The 14,763-nt window shown below is 52.0% G+C and carries 8 protein-coding genes; 4 read left to right on the top strand and 4 right to left on the bottom strand.

Going from position 1 to position 14,763, the window contains the following annotated elements; genetic code table 11:
• Positions 1-40 precede the first annotated feature (40 nt).
• From QZN53_RS12290 to QZN53_RS12305, 4 genes are all read left to right on the top strand, one after another.
• Positions 41-2,185, top strand: a complete 2,145-nt coding sequence (locus QZN53_RS12290) for a polysaccharide biosynthesis tyrosine autokinase (protein WP_163439217.1) — start codon at positions 41-43, stop codon at positions 2,183-2,185.
• A gap of 52 nt (positions 2,186-2,237) precedes the next feature.
• Positions 2,238-4,355, top strand: coding sequence for a thrombospondin type 3 repeat-containing protein (locus QZN53_RS12295; protein ID WP_163439218.1), 2,118 nt, complete (start codon positions 2,238-2,240; stop codon positions 4,353-4,355).
• A gap of 162 nt (positions 4,356-4,517) precedes the next feature.
• Complete coding sequence (locus QZN53_RS12300; RefSeq protein WP_163439219.1) at positions 4,518-6,005, top strand: hypothetical protein; 1,488 nt, start codon at positions 4,518-4,520, stop codon at positions 6,003-6,005.
• 44 nt (positions 6,006-6,049) lie between these two features.
• Positions 6,050-8,011: a nucleoside-diphosphate sugar epimerase/dehydratase gene (locus QZN53_RS12305; RefSeq protein WP_294653394.1), complete on the top strand. Its 1,962-nt coding sequence runs from the start codon at positions 6,050-6,052 to the stop codon at positions 8,009-8,011.
• Positions 8,012-8,165: 154 nt separating this feature from the next.
• Here the strand turns inward: QZN53_RS12305 and QZN53_RS12310 are convergent, their stop codons facing one another.
• From QZN53_RS12310 to hisS, 4 genes are read right to left on the bottom strand one after another with little or no spacing between them, the layout of a single operon-like run.
• Complete coding sequence (locus QZN53_RS12310) at positions 8,166-10,016, bottom strand: MBOAT family protein (RefSeq protein WP_163439220.1); 1,851 nt, start codon at positions 10,014-10,016, stop codon at positions 8,166-8,168.
• A gap of 11 nt (positions 10,017-10,027) precedes the next feature.
• Positions 10,028-11,713, bottom strand: coding sequence for a GDSL-type esterase/lipase family protein (locus QZN53_RS12315; protein WP_163439221.1), 1,686 nt, complete (start codon positions 11,711-11,713; stop codon positions 10,028-10,030).
• Positions 11,710-13,506 carry a hypothetical protein gene (locus QZN53_RS12320; protein WP_294653397.1) on the bottom strand — a complete coding sequence of 599 codons (1,797 nt, stop codon included), beginning with the start codon at positions 13,504-13,506 and terminating at the stop codon, positions 11,710-11,712. The genes QZN53_RS12315 and QZN53_RS12320 overlap by 4 nt, the downstream gene beginning before the upstream one ends.
• A 6-nt stretch (positions 13,507-13,512) precedes the next feature.
• A complete protein-coding gene (gene hisS / locus QZN53_RS12325) occupies positions 13,513-14,757 on the bottom strand; it encodes a histidine--tRNA ligase (RefSeq protein ID WP_163439233.1) in 1,245 nt (414 codons plus the stop codon).
• Positions 14,758-14,763: the final 6 nt, after the last annotated feature.

Consider the following 14,763-nt stretch of genomic DNA (forward strand, 5'->3'; position numbering starts at 1 on the left):
TTGTTGCAAATCTGAATTTTGCACATTTTTGGAGACTCGGATGGCTGAAAACGAACAGCAGACGATCGTGGTCGGTGCACAAGATCACTCGGCCAATAATACTATAACCCTGCTTGAAGCCCTGTTTATTCTTTGGAAAAGGCGCTATACCCTGTGCATGTTCCTGGCTGCGGGTGCCATTATTGGACTTGTAATTGGCCAGTGGATTCGTCCTCAGTTTACAAGCGATGCCTTGTTGCAAATCGACGTGAAGGGTAACAAGGCGGCAAACCGTGCTATGGGTGAAATGGGTGCTATTTTGGATGTCTCGAGCCCGGCTGATGCTGAAATTGAACTGATCAAGAGCCGTCTGGTTTTGAACTATGTGGTGGCCGAAGAACATTTGAATTATTCGGCAACGCCGACCAGTGCTTTGAACCGCTTGCTGCACCGCGAAGGCCGCATGGATCTTGACTATCTGTTTATTCCGGAAATGGCCCGCTCTGAAAAGTGGACGGCCGTAGTTACCGGCGACGATACTTACGCGGTTTACAACGAAGACGAAACCAAGCTGATTGAAGGCAAGGTGGGTGCTTTGCTTAAGGTCTTGTATGCTGGCGATACATTGCAGATTCGCGTGAGCCGCATGCGTGCAAGCGTTGGCGAAGAATTCAGAATAAGCCTTTCGAACCCGTTGATTGCCGTGCGCAGACTTGCCTCTGGCCTCAAGGTGGCCGAAAAGGGTAAGCAGACCGGCGTGATTGGTGTGTCCTACTCGCATCGCTATGCTGACCGTGCTGCTTCGATTCTCAATACGATTGCAAACACCTACGTGCGCCAAAATGTTGAAATGCGCAGCGCCGAAGCTGAAAAGACCTTGGAATTCCTGGAATCCCAGTTGCCCGGCGTGAAGGCAAAACTCGACAGCTCCGAAAGAATTTTGTCTGACTATCGCCACAGCATTGGTTCAGTGGACATGACCGGTGAAACTCAGGCTCACTTGAATAAGGAAGTGGACCTGCAGCGCCAGTTGCTCCATTTGGAACAGGAACGTCAGCAGGCAACGCGCTTGTTTAAAGAAGAACATCCCTCGGTGCAGACGATTGTAAAACAGCAGAATCGTCTGCGTGGCGAACTCGCTCGACTCAAGAAGAGCGCCGAATCGATGCCGGCTACCCAGCAAGAAATGGTTCGCCTGCAAGAAGACGTTTCGGTGAATAACGCCCAGTATACGGCAATGCTCAACAATATCCAGCAGTTGCGCGTGGTGCGTGCCGGTGAAGTTGGTAATGTGCGCGTGGTGGACTTCGCCCAGATTGAACCAATCCAGAGCAAGCCGAAAAAGTTCAACATCCTTATTTGCTCGATGGCCGCCTCCTTTATGGTGGGTGTGCTGCTTGTGTTCTTGCTGCGCATGATGCGTAATGGCGTGCGTAGCTCGCAGGAACTGGAACATGCTACCGACATAAGCGTGTTTGCTAAGATTCCGGAATCGAAGAATAGACTTTTGCATGATAAGCGCCATAAGTTGACCTTGGTCGAAGCTTCTCCGAATGACCAGGCTAGCGAAGCTTTCCGCACCTTGCAGACTGCGGTGGATTTCTCGCTTTCCGAAGGCCAGAAGGTGGTCATGATTTGCGGTTTGTTGCCCGGTGTGGGTAAGTCTTTTGTGTCCAAGAACTTGGCTGCCATTTACGCGATGAACGGCAAACGAGTGTTGCTGGTTGATGCCGATATGCGTAAGGGTGTAATCCGTAGCTCCAAGTATCTTGGCCTTACCGAAGTTCTTTCGGGTAAGATTCCTTGGCGTGAAACGGTGGCCGAATCCCGCTGTCAGAACCTGTTCGTGATGGGTTGCGGTAAGCGCTTGATGTCGCCGAGCGAACTGTTGCGCCATGATTTGTTCAAGAACCTGCTTGAAGAAATGAAGTCAGAATATGACATGATTTTGGTGGATACCCCGCCGGTAAGCATGGTGACCGATGCTGAATTGATTTTCCCGCTGGTTGACTTTGCCTTGATGGTGGTGCACTACGGTGCTGACTCTATTGCCCAAATTAAGGAAAATATGGCGAACCTGCGTCGCTATGCCGACAAACCCTGCGCATTCGTGATGAACCATTGCGAATACGAACCTGGCCACTATTATGGCTATGGATACTACGGAAAAGGGTACTACGGTAAGGGATATTTCAGTAAATCTTAAGAATTTGTTATATTTGTGACATTAATCACGTTACCGAAGAAGGAAACAACTCATGAAAAAAATACTTGGGACAGCTCTACTGGCAGCTGGAATCAGCTTTGCCCAGATAGGCATGGAGGGCGGCACTGACGGTCTCCATCAGACTAACGCCAAGACCCTTGGTCAATGGAAATTCGCCGTAGGTACCGGTGGTAACATTGCCATTGATGGTTGGGCTCTTTCCCGCGGTGGTAAGTACAACCATAACGGTAAGGACTATACCTTCAACTATTGGGACTACACTCAGGCCGGTAACTTCTTCGTGAACGCAGGTCTTACGAACTGGATGGACGTTGGTGTTAGCCTGCCGGTTTACTACGAACACGCAAACTCTAATGGTCCTTCCGGTGCAACGAACCAGTGGGGCACCAGCCGCGGTGACTTGAATGTCTGGTCCAAGATCAGACTCCCGCTCGATACCAATAAGTGGTACGGCTTTGCAGCCATGCTCAACATGTATATCCCGACGGGTGAAACCAATGCCGGTGTGCGTCCTCGCCACGCTTGGTACTTGAATAGCAATGGCTATACTCAGCCTTATACAGCTGATGACTGGGCCTTCGGTCTCGGTTTGGTCGGTACCGCTGACCTCACCAAGCTCAGCAATCCGAAGCCCTGGCGCTTCAACTTGTTTGCCCAGTACGTTTACCCGCTCGACTTGGACGAAACCCAGGTGCTCGTTTACAGCGCTGGCGTGAACTGGCTCCCGAAGTCCTGGCTGGATGTGTTCTTGGAATACTCCGGCGAAGCTCGCTTGGAAACCAAGGGCATGTACAAGTTCGAACCGTCTGAAGATCCTATGATTATCACTCCGGGTCTTCGTTTCCACTTGCCGTACAACATCGACTTCGCTATGGGACTTGAAGTGGCAGTCCGCGCCTTCAAGAACCCGTTCTACGACGGCGAAGAAGAAATGAAGGGCTGCGAAGATCGCGTCATCAAGTTCAACGGCGAAGATGGTTCTCACGTCGAATACTGCTACGCTCCGACTCCGCTCGTTGCCGGTGCAGCTCTCCTCACTTGGTACTTCGGTGCCGACATGTGGCGTGATACCGATGGCGACGGCGTGAACAACGATACCGACAAGTGCCCGCATACCAAGAAGGGTATTAAGGTTGATGCCGAAGGTTGCCCGCTTGATACCGACAAGGATGGCGTGGTTGATTCTTACGACAAGTGCCCGAACACTCCGGAAGGCGTCTCTGTGAATACCGACGGTTGCGCTGACAAGGATTCTGTGGTTATGAACGGCGACAATGATCAGGTGGATTCCGCTGCTCTGACCGCTGCCGAACGCGCTCGTCTCGATTCTCTGAACCGTGTTGATAGCGACAAGGACGGCATCCCCGACATTAACGACAAGTGCCCGAATACTCCGGAAGGCATTGTGGTTGACTCTGTGGGTTGCATGCTTGACTTCGACGTCGACGGCGTTCCTGATAACAAGGACAAGTGCCCGAATACTCCGGAAGGCATTAGCGTTGATAGCACTGGTTGCCCGATGGACTTCGACCATGACGGCGTGCCCGACAATAAGGACAAGTGCCCGAATACGGCTATGGGTGTGACTGTTGATTCTACTGGTTGCGCAGCCGATAGCGACAACGATGGCGTTGCCGATGGCCAGGACAAGTGCCCGGGTACCGTTGCCGGCATGCCGGTTGACTCTGTGGGTTGCGTGCTCGATGGCGACAAGGACGGCGTTCCTGATCCCAAGGACAAGTGCCCGAACACCCTCGAAGGCATTGCCGTTGACACTGTGGGTTGCGCCGTGAACAAGAAGGAAAACCTGGACGAACTCAAGAAGGGTATCCAGTTCCAGACCGGTTCTGCCAAGCTCACCAAGAAGAGCTTCACCACCTTGAACGACATCGCTAACCTGATGCGCAAGGTGAAGTCTGCCAACCTCGAAGTGCAGGGCCATACCGACAATACCGGTTCCGAAGCCACCAACCAGAAGCTCTCTGAAAAGCGTGCCAAGGCTGTGGTTGACCACTTGAAGAAGAAGGGTATCGAAGGTGACCGCCTGCGTGCTATCGGTTACGGCTCTGAAATGCCGATCGCCGATAACGAAACGAAGGAAGGCCGCGAACAGAACCGCCGCGTGGAACTCGTTCCGTTCGAAAAGTAATTCGTTGAATTATACAGGGGTCGGCCATTAAGGCCGACCCGTTTTTTTTACCCTTGCTTCTTAATTGTCATCCCGGCTTGCCAATAGCCACTTGCAGCTTCGCTGCTTAGTGGATATGGTCCTCGGAACGGGGAAGCCGGGATCTCCTCTTGGATCCTGAATATGAAGCACTTGATTATTTGCATCCTACTTCTCGCTTCTATCGCCTGGTCACAGTCTGTCGTGGGTTCCGAGCATAATCGCAATCTGCGCCAGTTGGATTACCTCCCGATGTTGATGGACTACCACCGCCAGACGGTAGGCGAGTCTCGTCAGTTCTTTACATACCCGCGTCGTAATTATGACTTTATCAAAAATTTTGCAGATAAAGAAAGTAATGCGCTGGTGTACTATGCAGATTCTTTAGGCTCGGGTAAAGACGCTCACCGTTTTGCGATTGCCGCTTCGCCTGTGGTGGGACTTGATTACCGTGGGGGAGAAGCCTTAGGCGATACCATTTGGCCGGGAATTGATGGCGGCCTCTATCTGCGTGGCTATGCGGATTCGCTTGATTTTGATTTGGACGCCCGCATTTATGCTGAACAGCATTCGGCAAAAAAGCCCAAGAGCTTTGATGGTGAAGTATTCGACGTGCAAACCGAAGATGGTAACGCTGGTGCCGATTACGTGAGCTATGCCCGCTACCGTGCGCACTTGGGACTGAACTATGCTTGGGCGCGAATTTCTTTGGCTCGCGACGTGTTGCATTGGGGCCCTGGCTATTACAACAACTTGGCCTTTAACCAGTTTGCGCTCCCGTACAACATGCTCAACTTGGACTTTACCTTTGGTCCGCTGCGCGTGTTTAGCGTGTACGCCGACTTGCGCGTGAATAGTTGGAGCTACAGCAAAGACAACTTGAATGACCGCAACCTGTATGCTCACCGTTATGAACTTGCCTTGGGAAACTTGACTGTAGGAATGAGTGAACTGCAGGTGCTTTATAACGAAAACAAACCCTGGCTCTTTGTGCCGGTGGTGCCGCTGTTTATCGAGAAGGGTAATTACACCGAACGCGTGAACAATGGTGCGCTAGCCTTCGATTTGAACTATCGCTTGTTTAATGCAGTGCGCGTGTATGGTGAGTTCTTCTTGGACGACATGGAATCACCCATGGCTGTGTACGAAAACAAGTACAGCAACAACCGCTGGGCTGGCATGCTGGGTATGCAGGCTGGTCATGACTTTAACCTGAACGGCCATGCGCTGCAAGTGGGTACGATTGCTGAAATTGCCCGTGTAGAACCGTACACCTACTGCCATTACGATACCGCTCGTTCGCAAATGGCGCATTTGGGCATGCCGTTAGGGAACCCGAACGGCCCCAATAGCTTGGCTGTCGATTGGACCGTATATGGTAATCTTGGCTTGAGTGGACTTTCTAGCGTATTCGTGGGGCTCCATAACAAGTGGTTGTGGAAGGGAACCGATGCCGGAAGCAGTATCGATGACCCGTACAAGACAGTGCAGAAGAAGTTTGTTCACAATGCTCCACTCCACTATTCTTTAATTCCCGCAGTGAGTTACAGGGGAAATCACGTGGCATTCATGGGCGAATACGGCTTTTTTGACGATAAATACATGAATGTACGCGTTGTCTTTATGTTGTAATGTAAGATTATTTTATATTTGGGGCGACACATAGGGGCATGATAATGTTAAGCGAAAAAGTCAAGAATCTCTTTAATAGCTTTAGATTGCGTAAGCGCGTGCTTGCAGCGACTGATGGGTTTATCGTTGTTGCAGCGGCGCTTTTTGCCAATTGGCCTTTGCCCCTTGTTGCAGAGCGAATCAATCGTCCTGAACTTTTAATTATTTCTGTTACTTGTGTTTTCGGATGCTTTGCGGGCTTGCTCTTTTTTGGAGCCTACAACAAGCTTTGGCGCTATTTTAGCAAGCGAGACTACCTGAGCTGCATCAAGGGCGTTGTGGGCGGTATGGTGATCGCTTACGGCTTTGTGTACCTGTTCCAGCGTCAGATCTTTGTGGAATTTGCAGTACTCCATACTTTGGTGACCCTTTTTGGCGTGTGTGCCTTCCGTTACATGTTCCGCGGCACATTTGTGTCTTTGGTGCGTACGGGTTACAAAGAAGCCAGCTTAGCCAACAAGACCCGCACCATGATTGTAGGTGCCGGTTCTGCCGCCCAGATGTTAATCAAGGAAATCCGCAACAATCAGGCCGACGAAGAAGAAGGTTTAAAATCCAGTGCCGCAACGCACTTGAATCCGGTATGCCTGGTAGACGATGACCGCTATAAGATTGGCAAAATGTTTGAAGGCGTGCTGGTGGCAGGCTCCACGACCGATATTCCGAAGATTGTCAAGGAAGAACGCATCGAACAGATTATTCTTGCCATTCCGAGCTGCCCGCCCAAGGACCGCCAGACGATTCTGGATATTTGCGGTAAAACGGGTATCCCTGTAAAGGTGTTGCCTTTTATCGGCAGTCTTTTGGATACCTCTAGCATTGGTGATGGAACCACCAGCTACGTGAACCAGATTCGCGATATTAACGTGGAAGACTTGTTGGGCCGTGATCCGATTCGTTTTGATAACAAGGATATCCGTGCTTTTATCGAAGGCAAGGTCTGCATGGTTTCGGGCGGCGGGGGCTCTATCGGTTCTGAACTGGTGCGCCAGATTGCCAAGTATAACCCGGCCCAGGTGATTATCGTGGATATTTACGAAAACAATGCCTACGACATTCAGCAGGAACTGCGCATGGAATACGGCGACAAGCTGAATTTGGTGACGCTGATTGCCTCGGTGCGTGACTACTTCCGCATGAACCAGATTTTCAAGAAGTACAAACCGCAGGTGGTGTTCCATGCGGCAGCCCATAAGCATGTGCCGCTCATGGAAAATAACCCCATGGAAGCAATCAAGAACAATGTGATTGGTACGTTTAACATGGGTACGCTCGCGGTGCTGAACGGCGTGAAGAAGTTCGTGATGATCAGTACTGACAAGGCGGTGAACCCCACGAACGTGATGGGTGCATCTAAGCGCTGCTGCGAAATGATTGTGCAGTTCCTGGCTCAGCAGAAGAGTGGCGAAACGGAATTCGTGACGACTCGCTTTGGTAATGTGCTGGGCTCGAACGGTTCCGTGATTCCTCTGTTTAAACGCCAAATTGAACAGGGCAAGCCGGTGACGGTGACGCATCCGGATATCATTCGTTACTTCATGACCATTCCAGAAGCGGTGAGCTTGGTGCTTGAAGCGGCCTCTATTGCCCATGGCGGCGAAATCTTTGTGCTTGATATGGGACACCCTGTAAAGATTGTGACACTGGCTGAAAACTTGATTCGTATGTACGGCAAGGTGCCTTACAAGGATGTGGAAATCAAGTTTACGGGACTTCGTCCGGGCGAAAAGCTTATGGAAGAATTGTTGATGAGCGAAGAAGGCCTGCAGAAGACCAAGAACAAGTTGATTTACATCGGTAAGCAGATTGAAATCGACATGGACAAGTTCATTAACCAGCTGTGGAATTTGAAGAACGCAGCGAGTGCCAATAACGATCAGATGGCTATCAAGGCTCTGCACGAAATTGTGCCGACCTTTACGACTCCTGAAGAATTCAACCGCACCGTGAAAATGCCAGCGGTGTAATCCCGCTTGTCATTCCGAGCTTTGTCCCGGAATCTCCTTTGATGCCTGCTAAAAAGCGTTTGCAGAGTGCTGTCTGCTCGCGCCCTGTTGTCGCGACCCAGTTTTATCCTGCATGTGTTAATGAGATGCCGATGCTGACCTTCGTCAGCATGACTTAGAACTGGAAGTAGATGAACGGGCAGGAGTCTGCGCTCATGAACTGGTAAATCACGAAGATGATGAACGCGGTGCTTGCGACCATGAGGGGGAGCGGCTGCGAAGCGAACATGATGCGGTAGCGGCTCTTGACCTTCTTGGGAATCCAGTGAATGAGCATGCCTGCGATGAACACGAGGATGATGTTGATGTGTTCCCAGGCGATGGTGCTAAGCGTGCCCCATTTCCAGGCGCAACCCATTTGCTGAACCATGTTCTTGGCGGTGTTCCAGGCGACTTCGTTGGCTTCGGCGGGGTCTAGGTTCGAGCCTGCGCGGAAGAAGAGTCGCGTGAACGTGATGAACACGAAGGTAAGCGATACGTTCCAAGCCACATAAATCCAGTGGTAGGATTTGTCGCTGAACAGGCGGAAAACCCATACAATATACAAGCCGAGGAAGAGAACGCCAAAGTAAGCGGCGGTAATTGCGAAGATGGCTGTACTGGTCTGCTTAAAGACAATAGCGCTTACGGCGAACAGCACGAATGCGGTAATGGTGCGGAACTTGAGGCTGCGCTTGCTCCAGATTTTGTTGAATACTTGGCCAAAGCCGTTCAAACCGCCCCAAATAATGAAGTTCCAGCTGGCACCATGCCACCAACCGCCCACAATTTGGGTGGCCATGGCGTTCATGTTGGTGGTAATGAACTTGCGCGATTCGGGCCTAAAGTAAGCGACAACAGAAATGTAGATGAACAAGAGGGCGAGCATGACGCCCACGAGCACGCTGCCCGAAAGCATGATGGCCACAAGGCTCAGGAACGCCATCCAGAAGTAGGTGCCGACGGTGGCGTTGCGGTTACCGCCCAGGGGAATGTACAGGTAGTCGCGCCACCAGCTAGAAAGCGAGATGTGCCAACGACGCCAGAATTCGGTGGGGCTGAGTGCTTTGTAAGGGCTGTTGAAGTTCTGCGGCAGGCGGAAACCCATGAGGAGTGCCACGCCAATGGCGATGTCGGTATAGCCGGAGAAGTCGGCGTAAACTTGCAGCGAGTATGCAAAGAGCGCAATCAGGTTTTCGAGGCCGGTAAAGAGCAGGGGAGTGTCGAAAACGCGGTCCACAAAGTTGGTGGCCAGGTAGTCGCTCAAGATGATTTTTTTGGCGAGGCCGTTCAGAATCCAGAACACGGCAATGCCAAAGGTTCGGCGCGGCAAGAAATACTTGCGGTAAAGCTGCGGTACGAATTTGTCGGCGCGCACAATCGGGCCTGCCACCAGCTGTGGGAAGAAGGTGAGGTAGAAACCGAAATTCAGGATGTTGTCGACGGCCTTGATTTTACCGCGGTAAATGTCAATGCAGTAGCTCATGGCCTGGAACGTAAAGAACGAAATGCCTACCGGCAAAATGATGGTGTCTACCAGCGAATGCGTGCCGAACATCTTGTTGCTTGCGGCGGCGAAGAAGTTGTACACGTGCAGTTCGATACCGGTAAAGTCGTAGAGGGCATCCAAGAAGAAGTAAGAATATTTATAGTAGCACAGAACGAGCAGGTCGATGATGACCACGATGATCATCCAAAGCTTCTTTTTCCACTGCTCCTCGGCTTTTTCAATCCACTTGCCGATAAAGAAGTTCGCGACCACGCAGAAAATAAGGATGCAAACGTAGCTGCCGCTCGTTTTGTAGTAGAAGAACATGCTCGTCGCAAACAAGAAGGCGTTGCGCAGCAGAATGCGGTTCTTGATCAGGGTGAGGGCCGCAAATACAAAGGCGAAAAATCCCCAGAAATAGAACTGCGTAAACAGCAGCGGACTGTTCGGGTCAAACGCAAAGGTTCGAGTGAGGAATGGAATGACGTAGTCGAGCATAAGGGGGTCGGTTATTTCACTTCAGACTTGGTTTGTGCAGGGAGGTTTGCGATGTGTTCTTGATAGCTATTTATGATTGCTTTGTAGAACAGATCGCCAAGGAGGTTGTAGCCCGAAAGCTTGAAGTGCACCTTGTCGGCTTTGGCGAGGTCGGCTTTTTCCCACTTGGACATGGAGCCGAGGCCGCCCATAATGCCGAACTTGTCCCAAACGCCGGCCTTGTGCTTCTCGGCCAGAGCAAAGAATGCCTTGCGGGCGACGTCACCGTTCGGGTGCTGCACGAAGCGTTTTTTCTTGACTTTGCGATACATATCGTTGTTCGTCTCGAAAATAATTGCCACATTCGGGTTGACCTTCTTGATGCGAGCAATGAGCTTGTCGTAATCGTCTTTGAACTGCTTGTCGTTAAAGCGTTCCACGTTTGCGTCGTTAATGCCGATTGCAAAAATCACGAGGTCGGGCTTGTAGAAAGAAAGTTCTTTTTCGAATCTCGGGCAGACTTCTTCAAAATAGTCGTGCACCTTCGCACCGTTAATGCCGACACCTGTGTAGGTAATGCCGGGAGCATCTGTCTCGGTGAGAATGCCGGTGAGCGTAAAGCGCGGACGTGCGTTCTTTTTGACGGAATCGGGTACGGCGACTTGTTCAATGCAATGCTCATTGGCGTAATTGGTGGCGTCGATTTCGCCCTCGGCGTAGTTGACAGCGGGCTTGTTCAATTTTTCGGCGCAGCTGCGAGATTTGTTCTTTGCCTCTTCGCGGCGCAGGCATGCCGTATCGAGCACATCGCATTCACCTTGGAACATGGAATCGCGTGCGACTTCGGGCAAGGCGACATTGTTCGGAATCTTGGCCGGAATCACGTTGGAATCTTTCTTGTTCTGGGCGGTGTCGCCGGTAGCCTTCTTGACGGAATCTTCTTTGGCGCGGGCGATAGAATCTTGGAATAGCGAGTCGGTAATGAACTTCGCAATTTCGGCTTGCTTCAAGGAATCAATCCAGCGGAAAGCGATTTGAATGGTGTCAATCGGGCGCGGGCTTGTAAACACGTAGCTTTGGCTTGCGGAATCGAGAATACCGTAAATATCGGTCGAATCAACGCGCAATACGGGAACCACATCGTTGTTGTCGCTGTAACCAAAAAGTCTGAGTTTGGTTTCGCCCCAAATCGGGGTAGAGTTGTACTTGTCAAGGAGCAGTGTGATTTCAGAACGCGGATCGCTGGTGCTCACGGCAATACCAAGCAAGCCGAGCGGCTTCTTGATTTCGCGTTGCACGTTCTTGTTCATGTCCCAAATGCCTTTGTAGGCGCTGGCATAGCTTGCAGGCGTGTTGGTACGTGCTGCAGAATAAGGAAATACGAATCCGCGGCCGGCAGAGGCTCCCGGGTATTCCTTAATGAGGTGCTCGCGGATTCGGCCCGAAATCACGTCGGCTTGCAAGTGCGAACCGCCCACGTGCAGAATGCGAACCTGCCCGCGATTTTCAAACACGAGCGTGTCCAACTTGTTAAAGAAGGTGTTGAACGAGGCGTTTCCCTTGGGGAACTTGATCACGTTCTGCGTGGTGTCGATAAAGTCGTAGCGCGAAAGGTCTATGTGGTAGCTGCCCGGCGCAGTTGATGCGTCTTTAGCCAAAACATTTTGCGCAAAAACAGAAAGTGCGATGAACGCAAAGGTCCGGAGTACGCGTGTCATTTCTTTTTCGCTCCTTTCATTTCAGTTTTCTTTGTCGCCGGATTTTTATTCGCCTGAATTTTAGCAGGGGCCGGAGCTTGTTTGGCTACGGGTTTTGCGGTAGGCTTTGCGGCTGGTCTCGCGGCCGGTGCCGGAGCAGGCTTTGCAACTGGTTTTGCTGCTGGCTTCGGTGTGGGGGCGGGTGCCGCCTTCTTAACTGGCTTGGCGGCGGGCTTGGGTTTGGCGACAGGCTTGGGAGCAGGCTTGTTTTCGGCGCTCCACTGGTGCAGTTCTTTTAATTTTTCGTCGCTAATGTTGTGACGGTCGCGGAACTTGAAGTAGTCGTAATGCATGCGGAGGGCGGCGCAGAACAAGTCGCCCATGTAGGCAGCACCACGGCGAGTAAAGTGAATGTGGTCGGTAAAGCCGAGGGCGGGTTCCTTGTTGACCCACTTGATCATGGCTCCGTTGCCGCCCATCACGCGGTGCATGTCCCAGTAGGCGGCTCCGTTTTCGAGAGCGACTTCACGCAGCGCCTTGATTGTCATCGCAAGGCCAGAATAGGTCTGCCACTGGCCGTCTTTCTGGCGTGCCATGTCGGCGGGGCCAATGAACAGAATATCGGCATCGGGGTTCGCCTTTTGAATCGCCTGAATCTGACGCGTGATGATTTTCTTGGTCCATTCGATGTTGCTCGAGGTAATGCTTGGCACCAGGTTGCCGCCGTATTCCATGATGATGAGCTTTACGTTCATGGCCTTGTAAGATTCAGCCAAAAGCTCCGTATCGATGCGGTGGAAAATCGTGCCCGAAGAGCCACGCATGGCTACGTTATCGACGGCGACACCGTATGAACCGTCTGCAGAAATCGCATAGACTTCGGCGTTGCCCGAAAGGTACATCTTGGCAATCGAAGTGGTGTCCTTCAGCTTCCAGGTGTACACCTTGAGTTTGTTGTAAGTGTCGATAATTGGTTCGCCTGCGTCGACCACCTTGGTGGTACGCTTTTCTTTCGGTGTACCGTCTTCTTCTTGGCCCACGGTATCTACAACGGTCTGATTGACATTGAGTCTGACCTTGAGACGAGCATTCTTATTTGTGAGAAGGCGAATGGTGCTGTAACCGCCCACATGGCTGAACTGCTTCTTGCGTTCCTTGCGGCGCTGGATGGTGATAGAGGCTTCACCTTCAAGCTTCGCGAACTGGGCCAAAGGTCCATAGCGCGTATGTTCGGCTTCGTCTTCTTTGGGTCCAAACAGAATGTAGCGAGAAAGCGCACCCACGCCTGCATGGCTTGTGGTCATCGACGGAACGGTCATAATGGGGGGCATCATGCCTGGGCCTGCGCCGCCGAATTCATCTTGCAGGTCTTCGCGAATGGTGGCTGAAATTCGGTCTTCTTCGAGCTGCGAGTCGCCGTAATGCACTACGTGTACAACGTTAGAATCGAGACTTGCAAGTTCGAGATGCAAGAAGAATCGGTCAAACCACGTGGGGTCGTTGCTTGGCAAATCGAAACGCGTTTTGCCCTTTTCAAAAAAGTCCTCGTAGAACTGGAGAGAGTCGCTAAAGGCGGCGAACTCTTTTCGCTTGGTCGCTTCCATCATTTCGCGAATGGCTTCTTCGGGGTCGCCCTGGGTAGAATCGCTGAGCGAATCTCCAGTGGACTGCTTTACGAAGATTTCGGTGAGCTTCGGGTAGCGAAGCGTGGAGTCGCCGATATGGATTCCGTCATCGGGGTAGATGATGGCGATAAAGCCAAGAAGGGCGAACAAGCTAATGATAGAAAGGAGGACTTTTAAAGGGGACATCATAAGCGTTTAAGCCTTCAAGCGCTCCACGATGGCTTCTGTATTTCCTACGAACATTTCGCCAGTGCGCATGTCCTTGTATTCGAATTCTCCTGCGGCAGCCTTGGAGCCGTCTACGTACACGACGATTTTCGCGCCCTGGTAGTTGGCCTGGTCCAGCTGCTTGCCCATCTTCATGGGGGCGAGCGGGTGAGCGACCGAGAACGGCTTACCGGTGCTTGCGCTGCGGAATGCCTGTGCGGTTTCGAACACCTTCTTCATGTCGTTGGTAAAGCTTGCGATGTAGAAGTCCACGCTCTGCTTCGGGCTCGGGAGCAACTTGTGTTCAGCGAGCAAGTCGGCGAGAACTACGTCGCCCATGCCAAAGCCCACGCCCGGAATGCGTTCGCCACCGAGTTTTTCGGTGAGGCTGTCGTAACGGCCACCGCCAGCGATAGCGCGCATGGATTTGCCCTTGTCAAAGACTTCGAACACGATGCCGGTGTAGTAGGCGAGGCCACGAACAATGGAAAGGTCCAGGTTCACGCATTCGCCGTAACCTGCGGCGGTAAGTGTTGCGAACAGGTCTTCGATTTCAGCGAGGGCGGCAGTTGCGTTTTCGCTATGAACCTTGGTCTTGACTTCTTCGATGCTCTTGCAGCTCATGAAGTCGTCGAGCTTTTTCACCTGGTCTTCGGAGAGGCCTGCGTCGGCCAGAGCCTTGGCGAATGCTTCGGGCCCGATTTTTAAGCGGCGGTCAAGCACCGGGTAAACCAGCGCCGGATTCGGGGCGCCGATTTCTTCGAGGTAAGTAGCGAGGAGCTTGCGGCTAGAAACGCCAATCGCAAATTCGCCATCCTTGAGGCCGAACTTGCGGAGCATTGTTGCGATGGCTGCCATCAGGTCGGCTTCGGCGTAAATGCTTTCGGTGCCGATGATGTCCATGTTCAGCTGGAAGAATTCGCGGAGGCGACCCTTCTGAGCCTTTTCGTAACGGAAAAGGCGCGGCATGCTGAACCACTTGAAAGGCTTCTTGAGTTCGCGGGCCTTCTGAATCACGAGGCGGGCGAGCGTCGGAGTCATTTCGGGGCGGAGTGCGATTTCGCGGTCGCCCTTGTCCTTGAAGTTGTAGAGCTGGCTTACGATTTCTTCGCCGGACTTGCCGGTGTAAAGTTCCAGATGCTCAAACATCGGACCTTCGTATTCTTCGTAGGCGAAGCTTTCGGCGACTTTGCGCCAGGTGTCAAAAATATAGTTCTGGATGCGCAGAAAAATATTGCT

Origin of the sequence: uncultured Fibrobacter sp. (assembly GCF_900316465.1) — a bacterium.
Lineage (GTDB): Bacteria > Fibrobacterota > Fibrobacteria > Fibrobacterales > Fibrobacteraceae > Fibrobacter.